Source organism: Actinocorallia aurantiaca, assembly GCF_039533685.1.
Classification (GTDB): domain Bacteria; phylum Actinomycetota; class Actinomycetes; order Streptosporangiales; family Streptosporangiaceae; genus Actinocorallia; species Actinocorallia aurantiaca.
Window position 1 is genome coordinate 49,967 of the sequence record NZ_BAAATZ010000012.1, and the last position, 23,734, is coordinate 73,700.

23 protein-coding genes are annotated in these 23,734 nt (G+C 72.4%); 10 read left to right on the plus strand and 13 right to left on the minus strand.

The genetic code is table 11. From position 1 onward, the window contains the following. Positions 1 to 36: 36 nt before the first annotated feature. On the minus strand, positions 37 to 1,230 hold the full coding sequence (locus tag ABD327_RS15355; protein WP_344451039.1) for a PucR family transcriptional regulator: 1,194 nt from the start codon (positions 1,228 to 1,230) through the stop codon (positions 37 to 39). 165 nt (positions 1,231 to 1,395) lie between these two features. Here ABD327_RS15355 and ABD327_RS15360 point away from each other — a divergent pair, with 165 nt between their 5' ends. Genes ABD327_RS15360 through ABD327_RS15370 form a run of 3 tightly spaced genes read left to right on the plus strand, consistent with a single transcriptional unit; the run spans position 1,396 to position 4,029 of the window. Next, positions 1,396 to 2,706, plus strand: coding sequence for a sensor histidine kinase (locus ABD327_RS15360; RefSeq protein WP_344451040.1), 1,311 nt, complete (start codon positions 1,396 to 1,398; stop codon positions 2,704 to 2,706). A gap of 31 nt (positions 2,707 to 2,737) precedes the next feature. Beyond that, positions 2,738 to 3,349, plus strand: coding sequence for an RNA polymerase sigma factor (locus tag ABD327_RS15365; protein ID WP_344451041.1), 612 nt, complete (start codon positions 2,738 to 2,740; stop codon positions 3,347 to 3,349). Then, a complete protein-coding gene (locus ABD327_RS15370) occupies positions 3,346 to 4,029 on the plus strand; it encodes a hypothetical protein (protein ID WP_344451042.1) in 684 nt (227 codons plus the stop codon). Before ABD327_RS15365 ends, ABD327_RS15370 begins: the two co-directional genes overlap by 4 nt. Positions 4,030 to 4,081: 52 nt before the next feature. Here the strand turns inward: ABD327_RS15370 and ABD327_RS15375 are convergent, their stop codons facing one another. From ABD327_RS15375 to ABD327_RS15415, 9 genes are all read right to left on the minus strand, one after another. Further along, the gene (locus ABD327_RS15375; RefSeq protein ID WP_344451043.1) at positions 4,082 to 5,194 is read right to left on the minus strand and encodes an ABC transporter substrate-binding protein; all 1,113 of its coding nucleotides are present in this window, start codon (positions 5,192 to 5,194) and stop codon (positions 4,082 to 4,084) included. Positions 5,195 to 5,235: 41 nt separating this feature from the next. Then, positions 5,236 to 5,994: an ABC transporter permease gene (locus ABD327_RS15380; RefSeq protein WP_344451044.1), complete on the minus strand. Its 759-nt coding sequence runs from the start codon at positions 5,992 to 5,994 to the stop codon at positions 5,236 to 5,238. After that, positions 5,991 to 6,818: an ABC transporter ATP-binding protein gene (locus tag ABD327_RS15385; protein WP_344451045.1), complete on the minus strand. Its 828-nt coding sequence runs from the start codon at positions 6,816 to 6,818 to the stop codon at positions 5,991 to 5,993. The genes ABD327_RS15380 and ABD327_RS15385 overlap by 4 nt, the downstream gene beginning before the upstream one ends. Continuing rightward, positions 6,815 to 7,639: an ABC transporter permease gene (locus tag ABD327_RS15390; RefSeq protein ID WP_344451046.1), complete on the minus strand. Its 825-nt coding sequence runs from the start codon at positions 7,637 to 7,639 to the stop codon at positions 6,815 to 6,817. The genes ABD327_RS15385 and ABD327_RS15390 overlap by 4 nt, the downstream gene beginning before the upstream one ends. Continuing rightward, positions 7,636 to 8,640 carry a TIGR03842 family LLM class F420-dependent oxidoreductase gene (locus tag ABD327_RS15395; protein WP_344451047.1) on the minus strand — a complete coding sequence of 335 codons (1,005 nt, stop codon included), beginning with the start codon at positions 8,638 to 8,640 and terminating at the stop codon, positions 7,636 to 7,638. The genes ABD327_RS15390 and ABD327_RS15395 overlap by 4 nt, the downstream gene beginning before the upstream one ends. 10 nt (positions 8,641 to 8,650) lie before the next feature. Continuing rightward, entirely contained in the window at positions 8,651 to 10,057 is a 1,407-nt protein-coding gene (gene hydA, locus ABD327_RS15400) for a dihydropyrimidinase (protein ID WP_344451048.1), read from the minus strand. Positions 10,058 to 10,079: 22 nt separating this feature from the next. Then, positions 10,080 to 10,919, minus strand: coding sequence for a nitrilase-related carbon-nitrogen hydrolase (locus ABD327_RS15405; protein ID WP_344451049.1), 840 nt, complete (start codon positions 10,917 to 10,919; stop codon positions 10,080 to 10,082). Positions 10,920 to 11,056: 137 nt separating this feature from the next. Next, positions 11,057 to 11,929 carry a 3-methyladenine DNA glycosylase gene (locus tag ABD327_RS15410; RefSeq protein WP_344451050.1) on the minus strand — a complete coding sequence of 291 codons (873 nt, stop codon included), beginning with the start codon at positions 11,927 to 11,929 and terminating at the stop codon, positions 11,057 to 11,059. Positions 11,930 to 12,023: 94 nt separating this feature from the next. Beyond that, the gene (locus ABD327_RS15415; protein ID WP_344451051.1) at positions 12,024 to 12,233 is read right to left on the minus strand and encodes a hypothetical protein; all 210 of its coding nucleotides are present in this window, start codon (positions 12,231 to 12,233) and stop codon (positions 12,024 to 12,026) included. Positions 12,234 to 12,425: 192 nt separating this feature from the next. Between ABD327_RS15415 and ABD327_RS15420 the strand changes: the two genes are divergently transcribed. From ABD327_RS15420 to ABD327_RS15445, 6 genes are all read left to right on the plus strand, one after another. Next, a complete protein-coding gene (locus ABD327_RS15420; RefSeq protein ID WP_344451052.1) occupies positions 12,426 to 12,710 on the plus strand; it encodes a DUF397 domain-containing protein in 285 nt (94 codons plus the stop codon). A gap of 19 nt (positions 12,711 to 12,729) precedes the next feature. After that, positions 12,730 to 13,659 (plus strand): helix-turn-helix domain-containing protein, encoded by a 930-nt coding sequence (locus ABD327_RS15425; protein WP_425547123.1) that lies wholly within the window; start codon positions 12,730 to 12,732, stop codon positions 13,657 to 13,659. A 109-nt stretch (positions 13,660 to 13,768) separates the two neighbouring features. Continuing rightward, entirely contained in the window at positions 13,769 to 14,185 is a 417-nt protein-coding gene (locus ABD327_RS15430) for a hypothetical protein (RefSeq protein ID WP_344451053.1), read from the plus strand. A gap of 86 nt (positions 14,186 to 14,271) precedes the next feature. Further along, positions 14,272 to 16,386, plus strand: a complete 2,115-nt coding sequence (locus ABD327_RS15435) for an ATP-binding protein (RefSeq protein WP_344451054.1) — start codon at positions 14,272 to 14,274, stop codon at positions 16,384 to 16,386. 37 nt (positions 16,387 to 16,423) lie between these two features. Continuing rightward, positions 16,424 to 18,727: a SpoIIE family protein phosphatase gene (locus ABD327_RS15440; protein WP_344451055.1), complete on the plus strand. Its 2,304-nt coding sequence runs from the start codon at positions 16,424 to 16,426 to the stop codon at positions 18,725 to 18,727. A gap of 9 nt (positions 18,728 to 18,736) precedes the next feature. Then, on the plus strand, positions 18,737 to 19,384 hold the full coding sequence (locus ABD327_RS15445) for an O-methyltransferase (RefSeq protein WP_344451056.1): 648 nt from the start codon (positions 18,737 to 18,739) through the stop codon (positions 19,382 to 19,384). 7 nt (positions 19,385 to 19,391) lie between these two features. On the opposite strand, the gene ABD327_RS15450 is transcribed toward ABD327_RS15445, so the two are convergent. The 3 genes from ABD327_RS15450 to ABD327_RS15460 all read right to left on the minus strand — a co-directional run bounded on the left by ABD327_RS15450 (position 19,392) and on the right by ABD327_RS15460 (position 21,589). Further along, positions 19,392 to 20,663 carry a cytochrome P450 gene (locus ABD327_RS15450; RefSeq protein WP_344451582.1) on the minus strand — a complete coding sequence of 424 codons (1,272 nt, stop codon included), beginning with the start codon at positions 20,661 to 20,663 and terminating at the stop codon, positions 19,392 to 19,394. A 99-nt stretch (positions 20,664 to 20,762) separates the two neighbouring features. Then, positions 20,763 to 21,041, minus strand: a complete 279-nt coding sequence (locus tag ABD327_RS15455) for a hypothetical protein (protein ID WP_344451057.1) — start codon at positions 21,039 to 21,041, stop codon at positions 20,763 to 20,765. Then, entirely contained in the window at positions 21,038 to 21,589 is a 552-nt protein-coding gene (locus tag ABD327_RS15460; protein ID WP_344451058.1) for a DivIVA domain-containing protein, read from the minus strand. Before ABD327_RS15460 ends, ABD327_RS15455 begins: the two co-directional genes overlap by 4 nt. A gap of 142 nt (positions 21,590 to 21,731) precedes the next feature. On the opposite strand from ABD327_RS15460, the gene ABD327_RS15465 reads away from it, so the two are divergent. Continuing rightward, a complete protein-coding gene (locus ABD327_RS15465) occupies positions 21,732 to 23,720 on the plus strand; it encodes a hypothetical protein (protein WP_344451059.1) in 1,989 nt (662 codons plus the stop codon). Positions 23,721 to 23,734 lie beyond the last annotated feature (14 nt).

Sequence of the window (23,734 nt, forward strand, 5' to 3'; positions counted from 1 at the left end):
TGCCGAACTGTGGGCAACTGCCGGCAAAGCCGCGGTTCAGCCGATGCGGACGGCGTCCAGGGCCAGGGCGAGCAGCACCACGTCGCGCGGCTCGTCCAGCTTGCGGGAGGTGACCTGCTCCAGCCTGCGCAGCCGGTTGAGGACGGTGTTGCGGTGGCAGTACAGTCGCCGGGCCGCCTCGGTGGTGGAGCCGACCTCCAGCCAGCAGGCGAGGGTGTCCAGCAGCGCGGACGCCTCGTGCTCGGGCAGCGCCAGCACCCCGGACATGACCTGGCGGCGCAGCAGCTCGGCCAGGTCCGGCGCGGACAGCACGAACGACCGGACCAGGTGCTCGTCCAGGGCGATGACCCCGCGGTCGTCGGGACGGCGCCCGGCCAGCGCGGTCTCGGCCAGCCGCCGGGCGAAGCCCAGCGAGGCCAGCCCGCGCACCTTCGGACTGAGCCCGATCGGCCCCTCCAGCTCGGCCTCCAGCGCCTTGGAGATCCGGTGGACGTCCTCGCCGCGCACGCTGATCACCGCGAGGTCCCCGTCGGCTCCGGGCGACCACACCACCCGAGAGCCGTCCAGGGTCTCGGGGTGGCGGAACAGCCCGCCGCGCGCCGCACGCGTGTACCGGGTGACCGCGACGGCGTAGCCGCCGTCCTCCTCCAGGCCCAGCGCGTCACGGACGGCGTCGACCAGCTCCGGGGCCGGCTCGTCGGCCTCCAGGAGGCGGCCCAGCAGCATCCTGGCCCGCTCGTCCTGGAAGCGGCGCTGCTCGGCCTGCGCCTGCCGGTATCCCTCCGCGGCGGCGTCGGCCTGGCGCTCGATGCCCGCCCAGATGTGCATGCTGCTGCGCATCAGGAGGTCCAGCCGGCCGGGGGACTCCTCGCGCACGGTCTTCACCATCTCGTCCCACACCAGCTGGACCGACAGGTGGTAGGCCTTCACCAGCTCGTCCAGCGGGACGCCCTGGGCGGCCCGGCGGCGGCCGGTGCGCGCCGCCTGGCTCAGCTCGCGCCGCTCGGGGCCGGGCTCGGGGATCGTGGCCAGCCCGTAGGTGAGGCCGAGCCTGACCGATTCGAACTGCTCGTCCTCGGACACCAGCCTGGCGCTGGAGGGGCAGGTCGCCCGGATCCTGGCCAGGAGCCGGGTGGCCAGCGCGGGGATGTCCGAGGACAGCTGCCTGGCGGCCGCGCCCACGACCTCCCGGTGGGTGTCGTCCCGCTCGATGAGACCGAGTGCGCCCAACGTGTCCTCCCTGAGACGGTCATCCAGCTTGCCCAGACGGGGGACCCTCGCGCAAGACCTCCCCTTGGGTAATCGGATCGTCACTTTGGGTATGGTCGGAAGGGGTTCCTCGGGGGAGGTCGGACACTGAAGTCGCTCAGAGCTCGCTACACGCTGCTGGTCACCGTGCTGGTCGCGCTGCTCTTCCTGGGGCTCGGCACCGCCGCCGACCAGTACATCCGCTATTCCCTCCAGGCGGAGAACTACCAGGACCTTCAGCGGACGGCCCTCATCTGGACGGAGCGGTACCGGAAGGGAACGCTCCCCTCCCCCATCCCCACCAACACGGGCGAAGCGAGCGTCGTCCAGGTGGTGAACGCCTTGGGCAAGGTGACGGGCACCAGCGAGGCGATCGCCGGGCGCCCCCCGCTGAGCGAAGTGCGGCCCCCGCCCCAGGACCGCATCGACAACTTCATCGAATGCCGCTCGGGCGACTGCCTGATGATCTCGGCCGTGAGAGTGGACGAGTCCGAGGAGTCCGCCGTCGTCTACGCCGCGATCGCGGCCCCGTCCCTCCTCACCGGCCACGCCCTGGAGTACACCCTCCTGGCGGTCTTCCTCCCCCTGCTGGGGCTCATCTCGTGGGTCGTCTGGACACTGACCGGAAGAACCCTGCGCCCGGTCGAGGAGATCAGGACCCGCATGGCCGCGATCACCGCCTCCGACCTGGGCATGCGGGTGCCCGTCCCCGAGAAGGCCCGGGAGCTCGCCGATCTGGCGCGCACCGCCAACGACACGCTCTCCCGGCTGGAGAAGGCCGTGGAGGAGCAGCGGCGGTTCGTCTCCGACGTCGCCCACGAGCTGCGCAACCCGATCGCCGGCCTCAGCCTCCGGATGGAGGACGCGCTGCTGGACCGCGACGGCGTCGATCCCTGGGCGGTGATCGAATCGGCCCTGACCTCCTCCGAACAGCTCTCGGCGATCGTCGACGACCTGCTGACCATCGCCCGGCTGCAGGCGAACACCGTGGAGATGGAGCCGATCGACCTGGGCGACTTCGTGGTCGCCAGAGCCCTGGTGCACCCGCAGATCAAGGTGGAGGCCGCTCACGGGCTGCTGGTGGCGGGCAACCGGATCCGGCTGACCAGACTGCTGGCCAACCTCCTGAACAACGCCGTCCGCCACGCCGCCTCCGAGGTCGAGGTCAAGGTGGAGCGGGAGGACGGATACGCCCTGCTGTCCGTCACCGACGACGGCGCCGGGGTTCCTCCGGCCTACCGGGAGAAGATCTTCGAACGGTTCGTCCGGCTGGAGGACAGCAAGAAGCGCGACCCGGCCGGAACCGGCCTGGGGCTGCCCATCTCCCGGGAGATCGCCGAGGACCACGGCGGCAGCCTCGTGGTGGCCGACAGCAAAAAGGGCGCGCGCTTCGAGCTGCGCCTGCCGTTGATCGACGTTCCTCCCGCCCACGAGGAAGATCACACGCCCTCCCTGTGACATCCGGACGCTTCCCGGCGCTTGACAACCCGTGGACCCGGAGGACCTTGAGCTCGGCGAGCTCGATGAGCTCGTACTGCTCGCCCAGAGGGGTGATGTCGACGCCTTCGACAGGATCTATACGGACGTGCAGCCCCGGCTGCTGCGCTACCTGAGGACCCTGGTCGGAGACGAGGCCGAGGACGTGGCGTCCGAGGCCTGGTTGCAGATCGCCCGCGACCTGGGGAAGTTCTCCGGAGACTCGGCTGGATTTCGCGGCTGGACGGCGCGTATCGCCCGCAACCGTGCCATGGACCTGCTGCGCCGCAAGCAGCGGCGTCCGGTGGAGCCGGTACCGCTGGACCGGCTGGTGGAACTGGTCGGCTGCGACGAGGGGTCCGAACAGCTCGTCCTGGACGAACTGGCGACCGACGCGGCCGTCCGGTTCATCGCCTCGCTCCCCCGCGACCAGGCCGAGGCCGTACTGCTGCGCGTGCTCTTCGAACTCGACTCCGCCGCCGCCGGACGGGTGCTCGGCAAGCGGGCGGGCGCCGTCCGCACCGCCGCCTACCGGGGGCTGCGCAACCTGGCGAAGAAACTGGAGCGGTTCTCCGGGGAACCCGTGACGCTACGTATGACGGCGGCGCTTGAGGACACGACATGAATGAAGACGCGACGCCGCTGGACCGGGTGCTGGCCGCCCTCACCGTTCCGGCGCACCCGGGGGAACTGGACGGCAGGGACCGGGCGCTGGCCGCGTTCCAGGAGGCGGCGGCCCGCCCCCTCCCCGTTTCCCGGGCGAACCCCGTGAAGAGCGCCCGGGCCCGGCTGCTGACCGTGAAGACCGGCCTCGCGGTGCTCTGCGTGACGGTCCTGGGCGGCGGCGTGGCCCTCGCCACCGGAACCGGGCTCACTTTCCCCGGCAATGACGACGGCAAGCCCGTCTTCCGAGGTGAGGGGATCAGGCTCGAGCCCAAGCGGGCCCCCTCCACCGGCTCCCCGACAGCCCGGCCCACTCCGTCGAGCTCCCCCGAAGCCCGCCTCGCCGCGCTGTGCCGGCAGATCCTGCGGGACGAGAAGGGCCGCCGGGACGGCGGTCGCGGGGCGGCCTACGCCGAACTGGCCGAGGCCGCGGGAGGCAAGAGCAAGGTGTACGGGTACTGCCTCTCCCTGAGGTCTCCGGACGCCGGGTCGAAGCCCTCGGGCCGACCCGGCCGTCCTTCGGCCAAGCCGGCGGGCAGACCCGGAGACGAGGGAGCCCGCCCGGCGGACCGGCCGACGGGCAGGCCCGGCCGGCCCGACAACACCGCCCGGCCAGCCCGCCCGGACCCGGGCAGGCGCTAGACGTCCGGCGGCCCGGCCTGCGCGCCCTTGGCCGGGCCGTCGGACGTCTCTCTTACTTGCCGCCCGGCGCCAGCGTGACCGCCTCAGGCTTGTAGGACTCGCCCTTGGTGTCCTCACCGGACAGTTCGGCCAGGGCCTTCTCGACGTAGTCGTTGGTGTAGGCCAGGCCCTCGGGCTGCTTGGTGAGGACCGTCTGCCCGTCGGCGTTCTTGGTCTCCAGGGACAGCTGGACGGTCCGCTTCCAGTCGGCCTCGTCGATGTGGCCGATGCCCTTGGGGGACGGCCAGACCAGCTTGTTGCTCTCGACCGTCTGCCACAACTGGTGGCTGGCGCCCAGCTTCGAGCCCCTGGCCACGACCAGGTCGCGGCACTCGGCGGCGTTGTCGCGGCAGTAGATCCAGCCCTTCATGCTGGCCTTGAGGAACTTGACCGTGGTGTCCTGGTAGGTCTTGTCCTCCAGCCGCGAGGTCGACGCCCAGATCGCGTCCTGCAGCATCGAGGTGCCGACCTGGTTCCAGTCCAGGACGGTGAAGTCCTCCGGCTCGTACAGCTCGCCGGTCTCGGGGTTCTCCGCCTCCAGCAGCTGCGCGTACTCGTTGTAGGACATCGCCTGGGCGGCGTCGATGTCCTTCTGCAGCAGCGCCTGCATGTCGAACTGCTGCTGGACCAGCTCGACGTCCTTGCCCGGGTCGATCCCGGCCTTGGTCATCGCGGCGAACAGCTCGTACTCGTTGCCGAAGCCCCAGTTGCCGACCTTCTTGCCCTTCAGGTCCGCCGGGGTCTTGATCCCGCTGTCGGCGAAGGACACCTGGTAGGTGCCGGACCGCTGGAAGATCTGGCCGACGTTGGTGATCGGCGCGCCCTGCTCGCGGGAGGCCAGCGCCTTGGGCACCCAGGAGATGGCGTAGTCGGCGCGGTTCTGGGCCAGGACCGTCTGCGGGACGATGTCCACCCCGCCCTCGAGGATCTCGACGTCGAGGCCCTCGTCCTTGTAGAAGCCCTTTTCGGCGGCCGCGATGTAGCCGGCGAACTGGGCCTGGACGAACCACTGCAGCTGCAGCTTCACCTTGACGGGGCCGGACGTGCTCTCGCCTTCGGAGGTGTCGGCGGTGCCGCACCCGGTGAGCAGCAGGCCGGCGGTCAGCAGGCCGAGGATTCTCTTCACGTGTTCTCTTTCCTCCGAAAGGGGGGTGTGGGGGTGGGAGGTCAGGCGGCGGACCGCTTCCACGGGGTCGCCAGGCGTTCGATCGCCAGCGCGGCCGCGTAGAACAGCAGTCCGAGGACGCAGGCCCCGGCCACGAAGGCCCAGGCCCGGGGGTAGGCGGTGTTGGCCGCGGCCGAGGTGATCCGGGAGCCCAGACCGTCCTGCAGCCCGCCGAAGTACTCCGAGACGACCGCCGCGATGACCGCGAGCGAGGACGCCTGGCGCAGTCCGGTGAAGAAGAACGGGAGCGCGCCGGGCAGCCGGACGTGCCGGTTGAAGGCCCACGGGCCGGCCGCGTAGGAGTCCATCAGCTCGGTGTGCGTCGGGTCGACCTCGCGCAGGCCGCGCAGGGTGTTGAGGAACACCGGGAAGAAGACGGCCAGCGCCACCACCGTGCGGCGCGGGATGCTGCTGGTGGATTCGAACATGTTGTTGAGGATCGGCGCCAGAGCGATGATCGGCAGTGCGTTCAGCGCGGCGACCAGGGGCATGGAGACCTCCCCCAGCCCGGTGAAGCGGGTCGCGGCAAGCGCGGCGAGCAGGGCGCACACCGTGCCCACGACCAGGCCGACGAGCGTGTTCGTCCCGCTGGCGAGGCCGGTCTCCGTGATGGTCCCGAAGTTCTCGACGAGCTCGGTGAAGATGGCCGAGGGCGCGGGGAGCACGTAGGGGGCGACCTCGCCGAGCCGGACGAACGCCTCCCACAGGACGAGGGCGCCCACCCCGACGGCGACGGGCGCGAGAACGGCACGGACGTTCACGACGCCTCCAGCTGCGCGGGCACCGACGTGTTCTTCGGGGATTCCGCGGCTTCCGGAGCCTCCTCGCTCTTGGGGGCGCGCAGGGCGCGCCGGACCTCGGTGACGGCCTCGAAGAACTCCGGGGCCTGCCGGACCGCCTCGTTGCGCTCCCCCAGCGGGATCTCCACCACCTCGGTGACGCGTCCGGGCCGCGCGGACATGACCACCACCCGCCCGGAGAGGAACACCGCCTCGTCGATGGAGTGGGTGACGAACACGACGGTCGTGCCGGTGGCGGCGCAGATCCGCAGCAGCTCGCCCTGGAGGCGTTCGCGGGTCATCTCGTCCAGGGCGCCGAACGGCTCGTCCATGAGCAGCAGCGGCGGCGCGTCCGCGAGGGCGCGGGCGATGGAGACGCGCTGCTGCATGCCGCCCGACAGCTGGGCCGGGTAGTGCCCCGCGAAGTCCGAGAGGCCGACGAGTTCCAGCATCTCCTGCGCGCGGGCCCGCCGTTCGGAGCGCCCCGTTCCGCGCAGTTCCAACGGAAGTTCCACGTTGCGCCGCACGGTGCGCCAGTCGAACAGGCCGGCCTTCTGGAAGACCATGCCGTAGCGGCGCTCCTTGCGGGCCTGCGCCGCGGGTTTGCCCGCGACCGTGACGGTCCCGGCGGTCGGCGGCAGCAGATCGGCGATGAGCCTCAGCAGGGTGCTCTTGCCGCAACCGGACGGGCCGATCAGCGACACGAACTCCCCGGCCCCGACCCTCAGGTCACCGGCGGCGACCGCGGGGACCTCGTCGGGCCGCCCGGGGTTGAACACCTTGGTGACTCCGGACAACTCGATCACGTGGCGACTCCTCTGGCGAACAGGCGCTGGGCACCGACCAGCAGCCCGGTGACGGCGAGACCCAGCAGGACCGCGCCGAGCATCGCGGTGTAGACCTTGGCGGGGTCGGTGGTGGCCTCCCGCGAGTACTCGATGACCAGGCGGCCGATGCCGCCCTTGGTGCCGGTGGAGATCTCCCCGACCACCGCGCCCACCACGGCGGCGGCCCCGGCCAGGCGCAGCGCCGGGAACAGGAACGGCGTCGCGGCGGGCAGCCGCAGTTTGACCAGGGTGTGCCACCAGCCCGCCGAGTAGCTGCGCATGAGCTCCACCGCCTCGGGGGGCGGTGACTGCAGCCCGCGCAGCAGGCCGACGGCGACGGGGAAGAACGCCAGGTAGGCGGCGATCACCGAGACGGTCGCCCACTGCGGCATGATCGTCCCGCCCCAGCCGGAGATGAGCGGGGCCAGCGCGACCAGCGGGACGGTCTGGGAGAGCACGACGTAGGGCAGCAGCCCGCGCTCGGCGAACCGGAACCTCTCCATCAGGACGGCCAGCACCAGCCCGACCAGCGCCCCCGCGGCGAATCCGACGGCGACGATGCCGAGCGTGGTCAGGCACGCCCGGAGCAGGACCTGCCAGATCGGGTCCCCGCCGGTCAGCTCCGGGTCGCCGAGCCGGGCCAGGACCGTCCACAGGTGGGGCATGGACAGGTCGTCCGCCCTGGGGAGGATCCGGACCCCGGCGACGGTCGTCCCGTCGTCGGAGCCCAGCCACTTGTAGAGCTCCCAGACCCCGGCGGCGGCCGCCGCCAGGGCCAGGGAGCCGAGAGCCCGTCTCACAGCCCGGCCACCGCCGGGATGATGTGCTCGCCGTAGGCCGCCAGGGTGTTCTCGTTGTCGTCGTGCTGCAGGTAGACGGCGAACTGGTCGACGCCCAGCTCGCTCAGTTCCTTCAGCCGGGCCAGATGGTCCTCCACCGGCCCGAGGACGCAGAACCGGTCGATGATCTCGTCGGGCACGAAGTCGGTGTGGCTGTTGCCCGCCCGTCCGTGCTCGGCGTAGTCGTAGGCCTTGCGGTCCTTGATGTAGTCGGTGAGCGCCTTGGGGACGGCCGAGCCGTCCGTGCCGTAGCGTTCCACGATGTCGGCGACGTGGTTGCCGACCATGCCGCCGAACCAGCGGGTCTGGTCGCGCTGGTGCGCCAGGTCGTCGCCCACGTAGGCCGGAGCCGCGACGCAGAACGTGATGGCGTCGGGGTCGCGTCCGGCCTTCTCGGCGGCGGCCTTCACCGCGCCGATCGTCCAGGCGACGATGTCGGGATCGGCGAGCTGCAGGATGAACCCGTCGCCGACCTCTCCGGTCAGGGCCAGGGCCCGCGGACCGTAGGCGGCGACCCAGACCGGCAGCGAACCGCCCTTCACCCAGGGGAAGTTGATCTCCTGCCCCCGGACGTCGGCGACGCGGCCCTCGGCCAGGTCGCGGATGGCGTTGACGCAGGAGCGCAGCTCGGCGATGGTCGTCGGCTTGAGGCCGAGGGTCCGCAGCGCCGAGTCGCCCCGGCCGATGCCGCAGACCGTGCGGTTGCCGTACATCTCGTTGAGGGTGGCGAAGTGCGAGGCGGTCACCGACCAGTCCCGGGTGCCGGGGTTGGTGACCATCGGCCCGACGATGACGCGCTCGGTCTTCGCCAGGATCTGGCTGTAGACCACGAAGGGCTCCTGCCACAGCAGGTGGGAGTCGAAGCTCCACACGTGGCTGAAACCCGCCTGCTCGGCCCTGACCGCCAGGTCCACCACGGACGAGGCGGGCGGGTCTAGCTGGAAGACGGCTCCGATGTCCAAGTTGTTCCCCCTACACCAGGTACTGGGACAGGCCGCGGCGCACGTAGCGCCCGTGTCCCCTGCGTCCGTGGAACGTGCCGTTCTCCAGCAGCACGGTGCCGCGGCTGATGACCGTGTCGACCTTCCCTGCGATCTCGAAGCCCTCCCACGCGGAGTGGTCCATGTTCATGTGGTGGGTCTCGGCGCTGATGCGGGTGCGGCCGTCCGGGTCGTAGACGACGATGTCGGCGTCCGAGCCGGGCGCGATGACGCCCTTGCGCGGGTAGAGGCCGAACATGCGGGCGGGCGTGGTGGCGATGGTCTCCACCCAGCGCTCCAGCGAGAGCTTCCCGTCCACGACGCCCTGGTAGAGCAGGTCGACCCGGTGCTCGACGCTCCCGATCCCGTTGGGGATCCTGGAGAAGTCGCCGAGGCCGAGCTCCTTCTGGTCCTTGAAGCAGAACGGGCAGTGGTCGGTGGAGACGACGGCGAGGTCGTTGGTGCGCAGGCCCTGCCACAGGTCGCGGGCGTGCGGCTCGTGCTTGGAGCGCAGCGGCGTGGAGCAGACCCACTTGGCGCCCTCGAACCCGGGCGCGCCGAGCTGGTCCTCCAGCGTCAGGTAGAGGTACTGCGGGCAGGTCTCGGCGAAGACGTTGCGCCCGGCGTCACGGGCCTCGGCGACCTTCTCCAGCGCGCCGCTCGCCGACAGGTGGACGATGTAGAGCGGGGTGTCCCGCGCGACCTCGGCCAGGTAGATGGCGCGGCTGGTCGCCTCGGTCTCCAGCGCGGCCGGCCGGGTGAGGCCGTGGTGGATCGGATCGGTCTCACCGCGGGCCAGGGCCTGGGCGACCAGGACGTCGATCGCGGGCCCGTTCTCCGCGTGCATCATGATCATGGCGCCGTTCTCGCGGGCCTTCTGCATCGCCCGCAGGATCTGGCCGTCGTCGCTGTAGAAGACTCCCGGGTAGGCCATGAACAGCTTGAAGCTGGTGATGCCCTCGTCGGCGACCAGGGAGTCCATCGCCTTCAGCGAGGCCTCGTCGACGCCGCCGAGGATCTGGTGGAAGGCGTAGTCGACGTGGCACTCGCCCTCGGCCTTGGCGTGCCAGGCGGCCAGCCCGTCCTGGACGCTCTCGCCGGTGCGCTGCACGGCGAAGTCGATGATGGTGGTGGTGCCGCCCCATGCCGCGGCGGCCGTCCCGGTGGCGAACGTGTCGCTGGCGGCCGTCCCCCCGAACGGCAGCTCCATGTGGGTGTGGGCGTCGACGCCGCCCGGGATCACGTACTTGCCGGCCGCGTCGAAGACCCGTCCGCCGGTCTCGGGCGCGGTGCCCGGGAGCATCAGCGCCGCGATCCGCTCGCCGTCGACCAGCACGTCGGCGGCGAACGTCCCGGACGGTCCCACGACCGTGCCGCCCTTGATGAGCAGTGTCGTCATACGTATGCCTCCTTGACCCGTGTCACGGGGCGGTCAGGTCGCCGTAGGCGTCGGGGCGGCGGTCGCGGTAGAAGGCCCAGCGGTCGCGGACCTCCGCGAGCAGGCCCAGGTCCAGGTCCCGGACGATGAGCTCGGCCTCGTGCCCGTCACCGACCTCGCCGACGAACTTGCCCTCGGGGTCCACGAAGTAGGAGGTGCCGTAGAAGTCGTTGTCGCCCAGGTCCTCGATGCCGACCCGGTTGATGGCGCCGACGAAGTACTCGTTGGCCACGGCGGAGGCCGGCTGCTCCAGCTTCCACAGGTAGGAGCTCAGGCCGCGGCTGGTCGCCGACGGGTTGAACACGATCTGCGCGCCGTTCAGGCCCAGCGCGCGCCAGCCTTCGGGGAAGTGCCGGTCGTAGCAGATGTAGACGCCGACCTTGCCGACCGCGGTGTCGAACACCGGGTAGCCGAGGTTGCCGGGCCGGAAGTAGAACTTCTCCCAGAAGCCCTTGACCTGTGGGATGTGCGTCTTGCGGTACTTGCCGAGGTAGGACCCGTCGGCGTCCACCACCGCGGCGGTGTTGTAGAGCACGCCCGGCTGCTCCTGCTCGTACATGGGCAGCACCATCACCATGCCGAGTTCGGCGGCCAGCGCCTGGAAGCGCTCGGTCGTCGGGCCCGGGATCGACTCGGCGTACTCGTAGTACTCCGGATCCTGCACCTGGCAGAAATAAGGCCCGTAGAACAGCTCCTGAAAACAGATGACCTTCGCGCCCGCCGCGGCCGCCTGGCGCGCGTACTCCTCGTGCGCCTTGATCATCGATTCCTTGTCGCCCGTCCAGTTCGTCTGGACCAGAGCGGCGCGGATGACATCGGACATGCCCTCCCCCTCTCCCAGCCGGGTCAGCGAGATACCCGGCGTCAGGTGTAGGGGACCGTACGTTCGGCAAAGGACACCGCAATTACGCGTGCGTTCCGGGGACGTTAACGCCTTCTCGCGCAGGAACCGGGCTCTGCTCAGGCGGGCAGGAGGTCGCGGGCGCGCAGGAGCCGGTCGCACTCGGACACGAGCCGCTCGCGCAGCGGGACCGCGGCCTCCGCGAAGTCGCGCTGGTGCTCGGCGTACTCGGCGCGCCCCTCCGGGGTCTCGACGCGGATCGGCTCGTAGCCCAGCCCGCTCAGGTCGTACGGGCTGGCCCGCATGTCGACGGCGCGGATCCGCCCGGCCAGGGCGAAGCAGTCGGCGACCAGTTCCCCGGGGATGAGCGGGGAGAGCTTGTAGGCCCACTTGTAGAGGTCCATGTTGGCGTGCAGGCAGCCGGGCTGCTCCAGTTCCTCCCGGTTCTCCCGTGAGGGCCGGAGCACGTTGAGCGGGCGGGCGGGTTCGGTGAAGAAGCGGAAGGCGTCGAAGTGGCTGCACCGCACCCCGCGCCGCTCCAGCAGGTCCGCGATGCGCTCGGGAGGCAGCCGCAGCGGCCAGGACGAGTGCCGGATCTCCGAGGGCTCCAGCCGGTAGACCATGGCCCACTCGTGCAGGCCGAAGCAGCCCAGGTGCGCGGGCCGTGCCGAGATCGCCGCGAGCAGGTCGCGGGTCCACCGCACGAAGGCCTGCCGGCGCGGCAGCAGGTTCGCGAGGTCGAGCGTGGCGCCCTCGGGGGTGTCCACGTACCCGGGACCGCGGCCCCGGGCGCCCGCCAGCACCACTCCGGCGCCCGGGTGCCAGGTCAGCAGCCGTCCGGGGCGGTGCCCGTAGTAGGTGAAGAGGAAGTCCTCGACCGGATGGACGCGGCCCTCTCGCCGCCGCGCCGGGTAGTCGCCGAGCAGCGACTCCAGCCGGGTCCGGTGCGCGGCGGCCCGGGCCCGCCATTCCTGCTCTTCGAGAACGGTCACCACCCCTGCATGGTAGGAACCGCGCGCCGCCGAGGCGAACCGGACCCCGGCGGGCGCGGCGGGCGGCGCCGCCGGACGCTGCGTTCGAAGGCCGTCAGGCGTTCTGGTTGAAGGAGGCCAGCATGGCGTGCGCCACATGGGAGTTCATCTTGATCAGGACCGAGGGCTGGCCGCCGGAGTCCACATAGGGAGAGACGCTGCAGGTGTTGCTCACACCCCGGCTGCGCAGCCACTCCTGCATGGAGCGTTGCAGTTCGCCCGCGAGCATCACGGCCTGCTGGTCGCTTTCGCTGAGATATCCCATGTCCGGCCTTCCGAGGGGAGAGAGAGCAGTCACCAGAAGCGGCCGGGAGCGAACCGCGATCAAGCCTGACTCCGAAGGTTTCGATGGTTATCTTCTGAGCTGCCGGGCTTTCATGCAAGCGCAACTGATAAAACAGATACAAGTACAGATGCACGTGCAGACACCCTGAGTGACAATCGGACGAGGAGACGTATGGGCGCCCCCCGGCCCTTCAACGGCATTCCGGCCCAGGCTCTCACCGCCGTGAGGTGGAGAAAGAGCAGGAACAGCAACCCCCAGGGCAGCTGCGTCGAGGTGGCCGCCCTGCCCGGACCTGAGATCGCTCTCCGTAATTCCCGACATCCGGCCGGACCGGCTCTCATCTTCACCGTGGCGGAACTGTCGGCGTTCGTCCAGGGCGCCAAGGACGGGGAGTTCGACGACCTGATCGTTCCGTGCCGGGGCTCGGAACTGCCAGACTGGAACCCGACCGCCTGAACTCTTCCAGGGGAGTCCCGTGCCACCTGCGCCCCATCCTGCCCCGTCCGCCTCCGCCGACGCCCGGACCTCCCCTCCCCTCGGTGCCGCCGGGGCCGCCCGCACCGGCCCCACCGCCCTGCGCATGATGGTCGGCGCGCAGTTGCGGCGGCTGCGGGAGCGCAGCGGGATCAGCCGCGAGGAGGCCGCCGACGCGATCCGCGCCACCCACTCCAAGATCAGCCGGTTGGAGCTGGGCCGCAGCGGTTTCAAGCAGCGCGACCTCCTCGACCTGCTCGACCTCTACGGCGTCGGCGGCGCCGCCGAGCGCGCGACCCTGCTGGAGCTGGCGCGGCAGGCCGGCGAGCCGGGCTGGTGGCAGCGCTACCAGGACGTCATGCCCGGCTGGCTGGAGCCCTACATCGGCCTGGAGCAGGCGGCCGCGGTCATCCGCAGCTACGAGGTGCAGTTCGTGCACGGCCTCATGCAGACCGAGGACTACGCCCGCGCGGTGATCTCGATCGGCGCCGAGCACATGCCCGAGAACGAGACGGAGCGACGGGTGGTGCTGCGCCTGAGCCGGCAGCGACTGCTCGCCGCCCCCGACCGGCCCCGGCTGTGGGCGGTGCTGGACGAGGCGGTGCTGCGCCGCCCGCTCGGCGGGCGCCAGGTCATGCGGGGCCAGCTGCGGCACCTGCTGGAACTGACCGAGGACCCCGCGGTCACGCTGCAGGTGGTGCCGTTCCGGGTGGGCGCCCACCCGGCGGCGGGCGGCCCCTTCACCATCCTGCGCTTCCCCCAGCCCGACCTGCCGGACGTGGTGTACCTCGAGCAGCTCAACAGCGCCCTGTACCTGGACAAGCCCGAGGAGGTCCGCGGCTACCTCGGCGCGATGGACCGGCTGTGCGTGGTGGCCGAGAGCGCCGAGCGCACCAGGGAGACGCTGCGCGAGCTGCTGCGGGAGATGTGAGCCCGCCCCGCCCGGAAGCGTCCGGACGGGGCGTCCGGGACATCGATCCCTGTCGGGCGGGACAACGCCCTCCCTACCGTCGGAGAGTCATCCGAACGGGGAGGAAGAAGTGAACGCTCAGCACCTGCAGACCCTGGCGTGGCTCATCATGGGCTCGACCGGCAGCACTCCCGGAGTGCTCGGCATGGAAGGCGGCCGGCTGCGCTTCGAGGCGCACGGGCGGGGTGCGCTCACCATGGGCCAGCTGCGCACCCTGGAACAGCGCACGGGCCGTCCCGGGCTGACCGACCGGCTCACCATGGGCCACTCCCTCGTGCTCTTCGACGCCCCGATGCCGGAGGTGGGACAGGTGCGCTTCCCCTGGTACTACTTCGGCGGCGGCATGAAGCTGACGGTCGCCGGGGCCCCGTACCGGTTCTCCTTCCTCCAGCCGCAGAACACCCAGACCACCCCGGCGCACGTCGCGGGGATCGGCTCCGGACGGGCCAGCGGGCGCGCCTGGAAGGCGGCGCTGGCCGGAGTCTGACCTTCTCTGCCGCCCCTTTCCCGGGGAAACCCGGCCGCCGCTCCCGCCCCGGAGTTAGGATCGGCCTGGTGTCCCAGGGAGGCCGCATGACCCGCACCGTCGAGCGCGACTCCGGAAATCTGCCCGCGGAGATCTCCAGCTTCGTGGGGCGGCACGAGGAACTCGACCGGCTCGCCGCCCTGCTGTGGCGATCCCGCCTGGTCACCGTCACCGGGATCGGCGGCGTCGGGAAGACCCGGACCGCGCTGCGCGCCGCCGAATCGGCCGGCGCCCGCTTCCCCCACGGGGTGTGGCTGGTCGACCTGTCCGGCCTCCAGGACCCCGATCTGCTCCCCCACACCGTCGCCCACGCCCTGGGGGTGGCCGACCAGAGCGCGCGCCGCCAGCCGGAGGTGCTCGTCGACTTCCTGGCCGGACGCTCGCTCCTCCTCGTCCTCGACACCTGCGAGCACCTGCTGGAGGCCTGCGCGCAGCTCGTCGGGGAGCTGCTGCCCGCCGCGCCCGGGCTGCGCGTCCTGGCCACCAGCCGGCGCCCGCTCGGCCTGCCCGCCGAGCGGGTGATGGTCGTCGAGCCGCTGCCCGTCCCGGCCGAACCCGGCGACGGCGGCGAGGACCCCGGAGCCCTCCTCGGGCACGACTCCGTCGCCCTGTTCGTCGACCGGGCCGGTGCGGTCGACCCCGCGTTCTCCTTCGACGGCCCGACCCGCGACGCCGTCGCCCGGCTGTGCCGGCGGCTCGACGGCATCCCGCTCGCCATCGAGCTGGCCGCGGTCTGGCTGCGCACCCTCACCGCCGAGGAGCTCGCCGACCGGCTCGCCCGCCGCTTCTCCCTGCTGACCGGGGGCGACCGCAGCCTGGCCAGGCACGAGACCCTGCACGCGGCGATCGGCTGGAGCCACGAGCTGCTCACCCCGCCCGAACGGCTGCTCTGGGCGCGCCTCTCGGTCTTCCCCCACGGATTCGACACCTCCTCCGCCGTCCGGGTGTGCGCCGACGAGCGGCTGCCCACCTCCTGGATCCCCGGGCTGCTGGAGGGCCTGGTCGAGACCTCGATCCTGCTGCGCGAGCCCTGCGAGGGCTCGTTCGGGGAGAACTCCCGCTACCGGCTGCCCGTGCCGATCCGCGAGTACGGCGCGGGCTGGCTGGCCGAGCTCGGCGAACGCGAGCGCGTCCACCGGCGGCACCGCGACTGCTTCCTGGAGCTCGCCCGGCGCTACGAAGCCGAATGGCACGGCCCCATGGAGGTGGTGTGGTGCGACCGGATGCAGCGCGAGCTTCCCAACATCCGGGCCGCGCTGGAGTTCTGCCTGGACCGCCCCGGCGAGCGCGTCCGGGGACTGGAGATCTTCGGCTCCCTGTTCCTCTTCTGGCTGCCGTGCGGGCACATCCGCGAGGGCCGCCTCTACGCCGAGCGGCTGCTGGCCCTCGATCCCGCTCACGGGCCCGCCCTCACCAAGGCGCTGTGGGGCGTCGCCCGGCTCGCCACCGTCCAGGGGGACACCGAGGCCGGCCGGGTGTACCGCGCCCGGTGCCTGCGCCACGCCGAACGCCAGGGCGACCCGTCCGCCCTGGCCATGGCCGACTACGTCGCCGCCACCATCGCCATGGTCCAGGGCGATTTCGACGCCTCGGTACGGCTGCTGGAGAGCGCCGCGGTGCGCTACCGGAGCAACGGCGAGCACGGCGACCTGACCATGACCTACTTCCTGCACGCCCTGGTGCTGGTGCTGCGCGGGGCCCCGGACGAGGCGGTCGCGGTGTCCGAGCGGTGCCGCTCGTCGGCCCTGCGGAGCCTGGACGGCTGGGGGCTGTCGTTCGCCGATTATGTCCGGGCGCTGGCCGAGCTGCGCCGCGGCGACATCGCGAGCGCCGTCGAGTACGGGCGCGCCTCGCTGCGGTTCAAGACCAGGCTGGGGGACAGCGTCGGCTGCGCCCTGGCCGTGGACGTCCTGGCGCTGGCCGCCGCCCTCGGCGGGGATGCCGAGCGGGGGGCCAGGCTGCTGGGGCTGGGGCAGAAGATCTGGCGCACGTTCGGGATCACCTCGATCGGGTCCGAGGACCTGAGGCGCACCCGCGACGTGTGCGAGTCGCTGGCCAGGGAGGAGCTCGGGGCCCACGCCTACGAGCGGGAGTTCTCCCTGGGCGGCGGGTTGAACCTGGAGAGGGGTTTCGCCTACGCCATGGGTGAGGACTCCTGTTGAGACGGCACACCACCTTTTCCTCGCGAGATGAGGCCTGATGGGGACGCGGACGGGACTCGACGACCTGATGCGCAGGCGGACGACGGCGGACCGGGGCTCCGACCCCACCCGCTGGCTGGCCGAGATGGCCGCGCCCGGCTGGGTGGACCTCGCCCTGATGTACGTCGCCGACCGGGTGCTCACCGGCGCTCCCGAGGACGCCCGGCGGGACGGCGAGGGCATGCCGGTGCGCCGCACCGCGTCCGTCGGCAGGGACGCCGCGTTGACCGGGCTCTTCCCCGAGCGCGAGCTCGCCCGCTGGCCCCATGACACCCCCACCATGCGCGCGCTTTCGCGGGGAGAGGCGGTGCACCTGGCGGTGGCGGGCGGCGAGGGCGCCGCGCGGCTCGCCGCGGACCTGGGCGAGCCGCGGCTGGCCGAGGCGGCGCGCACCCGCATGGTGCTGCTGCTCCCGCTGCTGGACTCCGGCGGGCTGATGGGCGCGGCGCTGCTGCTGTCGGCCGTGCCGCTGCCCGGGCACCGGCTCGACGCCCTGGTCGAGCTGGCCCGCTGGACCGGCCAGGCCCTGGGCGCGGGACGCGAGCTGCGCGACCGGCTGTCGCTCGTCTCGGAGCTGGAACGGGCGGCCCTCCCGCCGCAGGAGGTGAGCCGGCCGGGCCTGGAGGTGGCGACCCGGGTGAAGCAGCCCCTCGACGGCCACTGGTGCGACGTGCTGGTCCTGCCCGCCGGGCGCACCGGCCTGGTCGTCGGGGAGACCGGCGGCTCCGGGCCGCGGGCCGCCGCCCTGCTGCTGCGGCTGCGCGCCCAGATCCAGGCGCTGGCCCTGGCCGACCTGGCGCCGGGCCCCCTGCTGGACCTGCTGGACAGGCTCGTCCGGCAGCAGGACGGCGTGCGGAGCGGATCCGGCGTCAGCTGCCTGTACGCGGTGCACGACCCCGCGGCGGGCGAGCTCCGGCTCGCCTCCGCGGGCCGGATCACCTCGGTCCTGGTCCGCCCGGACGGCCGGGCCGAGTTCCTGGAACCCGAGCCCGCCCTGCCCCTGGGAGGCGGGCAGATCGCCTATTCGACCCGCTTCCTGGACCTCGAACCCGGCTCCCTGCTGCTGCTGGGGACCCGGGGCCTGGCCCTCGTCGGCGAGGACCTCGTGGGAGTCGACCGGAGCCGGGCCGGCGGGCCCTCGCTCACCGAGGCGTCGGAGTTCACCGGCGTCGGCGGCCTGGCGGGACTGTGCGACCGGCTGCTGAAGAGCACCGGTCCGGACACGGTGGCGCTGCTGGCCGCCCGGCTGCCCGCGCCCGCCGCCGCGCCCGGCGAGGCGGTCTCCGCCTCCTGGCGCCGGCCGACGCGCGACGGCGAGTTCGTCGGACGCACCTCGGAGCTGCACGAGGTGCGGCGGATGCTGGAGGACGCCCGGCTGGTGACGGTCACCGGCGGCCCCGGCATCGGCAAGTCCCGCCTGGCCTGGGAGAGCGCCGCCTCCCTCGTCCACGACTTCCCCGACGGTGTCGTCAGCGTCGACCTGGCCGCGGTGCGCTCGCCCTCCGAGGTGCCCCGCGCGGTGGAGGGCGCGCTGCGCGAGTCCGTCGGCCTGTCCCTGGTCGAGCTCACCGACCGGAGCCTGCTGCTGGTGCTGGACGGCTGCGACGGCCTGCTGGACGCCTGCGCCCTGTTCGTCCGGTCCCTGCTGCGGGCGGCGCCGCGGCTGCGGGTGCTGAGCACCGGACGGCAGCCGTTCGGGCTCACCGGCGAGCACGTGCTGCCGCTGTCCCCGCTGGGGCTGGACGCCGCGGCCCGGTTGTTCACCTCCCTCTGCGGGGCACGGACCGCCGGAGAGGACCCCGCGGACGTGCGGCGGCTGTGCGCGCGGCTCGACGCGGTCCCCCTCATGGTGGAGCTCGCCGCCCGCAGCGCGTCCCCCGGCCTGTCCGCCTCCGCCTTCGCCGACCGGTTCGACGCGTTCGGGGACTTCGACGGGTTCGGGGACGAGGAGGCCGCGGCCGCGGCCCGCGCCGCCGTCGAGTCGAGCCACGAGCTGTGCACCGGGGAGGAGCGGCTGCTGTGGGCGCGCCTGTCGGTGTTCGACGGCCGGTTCGACCTGCACGCGGTGGAGCGGGTCTGCGTGGACGGCCTGCTTCCCGTCGAGGAGATGCTGCCCGCGCTGTCGGCGCTGGTCGGCAAGTCCGTCGTCGCCAGCGAGATGGGGCGCCGCGGGCGCGGATACCGGCTGCTGCACGGGGTGCGCGGCTACGGCAGGGAGCGGCTGGCCGCGCTGCCCGGGAACGAGGCCCTGTTCCGGCGGCGCGACGAGTGGCTCACGGGACCGGAGGGCCGCGGTCTGTAGGCTCGGATCATGGATTTCCTCGATCCCCGGATCAGCGACTACCTGCTGGCCCACTGCACTCCCGCCGACGACGTCCTGCGCGATCTGGCGGCCGAGACCGCCGCGGCGCTGCCCGGGCAGGCGAGGATGCAGATCTCCCACGACGAGGGGGAGTTCCTCACCCTGCTGGTCCGGCTCAGCGGGGCGCGGCGCGCCGTCGAGGTGGGGGTCTTCACCGGCTACTCCTCGATCTGCATCGCGCGCGGCCTGCCGGGGGACGGCGAGCTGCTGGCCCTGGACGTCAGCGAGGAGTGGACGTCCGTCGCGCGCCGCTACTGGGAGCGCGCCGGCCTGGCCGGGCGCATCACCCTGCGGCTGGGCCCGGCCGCCGAGAGCCTGCGCGCCCTGCCGGAGGAGCCGGTGTTCGACTTCGGCTTCATCGACGCCGACAAGGGCGGCTACCCCGTCTACTACGAGGAGCTGCTGGCCCGGCTGCGGCCCGGCGGACTGCTGGTGCTGGACAACGTGCTGCGCGGCGGCCGGGTCGTCGACCCGGCCGCGCAGGGGGCCGAGGACCTGGTCATCAAGGAGCTCAACGACCGGATCGCCGCGGACCCCCGCGTCACCTCGGTGATGCTCCCGCTGCGCGACGGCGTCACCCTCGTCCGCAGGAGCTGACGGGCGGTCAGGCGGGCCTGACCTCCTTCACCACGACCGGGACCCCGTCGCGGGGCCGCATCGCGGTGATGCTCCGGGGCCTGACGGGCGCGCCGGTGTGCTCCAGCTCGGTCCTGGCCAGCAGCCGCGCCAGGGTGACCTTGAGGCCGGTGGTGGCGAGGACCGATCCGACGCAGCGGTGCTGGCCGCCGCCGAACGGCAGGAACGACGCGGGGGTGGCCGGGATGTGGCCGGGCGAGGCGGGGTCCCACCGGTCGGGGCGGAACGTGTCGGGATCGGGCCAGACCGACGCCATCCGGTGCGTGACGTAGGGGCTGTAGATGAGCATGGCCCCCGCGGGCACCCGGTGGCCCTCGAACACGAAGTCCTCCGCCACCTTGCGGGCGCTCATCACGACCGGGGGGAAGAGGCGGAGCGTCTCGTCGACAACGTGGTCGAGGTAGGCGCACTCCTTCAGGGTCTCGGCCGTCGGCGGTCCGGGCGGGAGCTCGCGCCTGGCGCGTTCCCACACGCCCTCGGTGGTGAGCATGAAGTGGACGGCCCAGCCGAGCGCGGCGCTGGTGGTCTCGTAGCCGGCCCCCATGAGGCTGATCGCCTGGTCCTGCAGTTCGACGTCGGTGAGGCCGCCGCCGTCCTCGTCCCGGGAGTCCAGCAGCAGTCCCAGCACGTCGTCGCGGGGGGCGGGGTCCATCCGGCGGTCGGCGATCTCCTGCTCCAGCCGCTCCAGGACGGTCGCGCGGGCCTCCAGGACCTTGCGCCAGAACGGATTGGGCACCGCGCGCAGCGCGACGAGCTGGCTGTAGGGGCGGTCGATGCCGTCGAGGAGGGTCTGCAGTTCGCCGCCGAGGAGTTCCTCGTCCGCGGCGAGCCGGTCGCCGAAGAGGAGCTCGACGGTGGTGCGGCGGGTGAGTTCGCGCAGGGACGCGTAGACGTCGAGGGTCTCGCCCTCCTTCCAGGTGTCGAGGAGCGCGTCGGCGTTCTCCGCCATCCGCGCGATGTAGCCGTCGACCCTGCGGCGGTGGAAGGCGGGCTGGACCAGCCGTCTGCGGCGCCGGTGCGCCTCGCCGTCGGAGGCGATGAGCGCGGTCTCCCCGTTGACGGGGACGAGCACGTCGAAGGCCTCTCTGACGGTGAAAAGCCCCGAGTTCGCAAAGAGAAAGGCATTCGCCTCAGGGCCGAACATCAGCACATATTTCACCGGCCCCCAGCCAAAACCGGCGATACTCCCAGAGGCGCTCTGAACCCGTTGCAAACCCTCATAAGGGTCACGCGCCAGCATCAGTCCGAGCCGTGCCAATGCCGACAACGAAGAAAGTCCGGGAAGGTCGGTAACACGAGTAACGTCTGATTCGTCGCTCACCGCGCCACTATCGCATGGTTAATTGAATTCTGGAGTACTTTCCCGATCACGACCCTGTCTCGCCTCCAGCAGCCACGGGCCGAGCAGCGCGTCGGGGTCCAGCCCCGCCGCCCGCAGCCGGGCCACCGCCGTGGGGACGCCCATCGGACGCCGCTTTGCGGGCCCGAACCCGGCCCGCCTCCGGCCGGTCAGCCTGCGCCACACCACGAACACCGCGGTGACCGCCAGGAACGTCACGACGAAGAGCAGGGGCAGGATCATCAGGTCCGAGGGGAAGGACGCGCCGTCCTCGATCATTCGCCCCTCCCCTGCCGCGGCACCAGGGTGTGCGCGGTGACCGGGCCGCGCCCCGCGTCCCTGGTCAGCACCTCCTCCAGCGCGTCGCGCACCCCGGCGAGCCCGGTGACCAGCCGCTCGTGCGCCTGAGCGAGCTCGCCGACCCGCGAGGCGACCTCCCGCTCCAGCGTCTCGGCCACCTGGTCCTCCAGCTCCCGCGCCCGCTTGCGGGCCTCGGCGACCAGCCTCTCCGCCTCCGCCGCCGCCTCCCGCACCAGTTCCCTGGCCTCCTCGTCCATCCGGTCGGCCAGCTCCCTGGCGCTGAGCAGGGTCAGCTCGGCCTGCTCGACCGACTCCGCCCTGCGCTGCTCGGCGGCCTCGCCGGCCAGCCGCAGCAGCCGGACCGTCCCGCTCTCCCCCGACGGGGAGGAGCCGATCACGGTGACGTCCCCGGTCCCGCCGGACCGCGTCCGCAGCTCCCGGCGCACCTCGGCGACGAACGCGTCCACCTCGCGGCGGGAGTATCCGAACACCCGGATCCCGAACTCGGGTTCTTCTGCATCGCCCATGGCGCGCAGATTATTGAGCGCGACGCCCCCACGGCCCATGACTCGGGCCCGACCGGCGCAATCTTTGCCCAAGAGGGGTGCCACGGGGAGGAAAGCACATAGGATTTTGGAGCCACCCGATCCCCGACCCGTCACTGGAAATATGCCGACCATCAGGCTTTACCAGGCAGTTCTGCGAGATCCGGGGCCGACCCTGGGCAAACGGCTGCGCCGGGCCTTCAGCACCTGGCTGACCGGACAGGGCTTCCCCGAGATCCCGATCAGCCCGCGCGTGGAGTACACCCACCAGGACAGGCGCGCCTGCCTGGAGGCCCGTCCCGGCTGCGGCCGCTTCGTCCTCCAGGACTCCCGGCTGCGCACCCGGGTGACGTACGCGCAGGGCGGCGTGCAGGCGACGGGCTGGGTGGTGGTGACGGTCGAGCAGCACACGGGCCCCGCCGTGGAGGCGTACGCGCCGGGCTTCGTGCCGGACTACCTGGCCACCGAACGCGTCACCGACGGCGCGGTCCACCTCTCGGGCACGGCCGAGGAGGCCGACGAGGACGGCGTGGTGCACCTGCTGGCCGAGCTGGCCAGGCCGCGCCGCCGGGTGCCGGTCGTGGTGGCGTCGGTGGACGCCAGGAACCCGCAGTCGGCGCGGGCCAACGCCGAGTACCTGGCGGCCAGGGTGGCCGGGACGGCGCAGGTGCTGTGGCTGGCCGACCTGCGCGCCCAGGACAGGTTCAACGACGGCGTCGGCGACGACTGCGCGGTCTACGGCGGCGGGGTGCGCACCTACCTGGCGGGCTGGCGGCCGGGCGCGGAGACCTACCCCGACCGGCACCGGGTGATGGGCGGCCGGATGCTGCGGGACCGGGGCGAGGGCGCGCTGGACCTGGCCGCCGGGTACGTCATCGGCGAGACCGCGCCGCAGAAGCTCCCCGACGAGCTGCGCGAGCCGTACCGGATCGTCGGCCGCGTCCTGCAGGGCGAGGCCCCGGCGGAGGCGCTGCGCGCGGGCGCGGCGGCGCGGCCGAGGCCCGCCCCGCCGCCCTTCGCCGACTCCGAGCTCTACCGCAAGATGATGGCGCTGGCCACGGCCAAGACCGCCGAGGCCGGCGTGGTTCCCCGGCCGCGGCCCCCCGAGCCCGGTCCGTCGCGGGAGCCCGTGCCGCCGGCCGCCCCCGAGCCCGTCCCCGCGCCCGTGCCCTCCCTGGACCTGGAGCTGCTGGCCCAGACGGTCGCCGACCGGGTCGCCGAGCGGCTGGCGGGCCTGGCCGACACCGTCGCCGGGACGGTCGGGGCGGGCCTGCACGACGAGCTGGAGAGCATGCTGGAGCTGATCACCGCCGACCCGCAGGAACTGGTCCGCCAGATGCGGACGATGAGCTCCCACGTGGCGACCCTGACCCACGAGCTGAAGGAGGCCAGGGAGAGCCGCCGCAGCGCCGACTCCCGCAGGGACGAGGCCGAGAGCGAGACCGCCCGGCTGGAGGACGAGGTGGAGCGGCTGCGCCGCCACCAGGCCGGGCTGGAACGCGACCTGTCGGAGGCGGTCTCGAGGGAGCGGCGGCTGGCCGAGCGGGTCCGGCGGCTGGAGGCCGAGCTGCTCTCCCGCGACCGGCGGCCCGCGGTCGCCGAGACCCCGCCGGAGTCCCCCGCCTCGCTGGTGGACGCGCTGCACGCGGCCGAGTCGCTCACCCACGTCGTCATCGGCGAGACCACGCACGAGGCGGGCCTGCTCGACCTGGCCTACCCGGGACTGCGCCGGGTCTGGGCGGGCAAGGCGTGGGACGCGCTGCGCGCGCTCGACGACTACGCCAGGGCCCGTTCCGGCGGGGACTTCCAGGGCGGGTTCCGCGACTGGTGCATGGCCGGCACCGGGGGCCGCCGGGTCATCTCCGCGGCGCTGCTGGCGATGAAGGAGTCCGACTCGGTGTCCGGGCGGGAGAAGTTCGCCGCGCCCCGCACCTTCCCGGTGCCGCCCGAGGTGGACTCCTCGGGCCGGATGTTCATGCCCGCCCACATCAAGCTGCGCAAGACCGGCACCCCCGCGCCGCGCATCCACTTCCACGACGACGCGGGCGGCGCCACCGGAAAGGTGTGGATCGGGTACGTCGGTGACCATCTCCCCAACACCCGTACGAACTGATCGGTTAGGCTGCC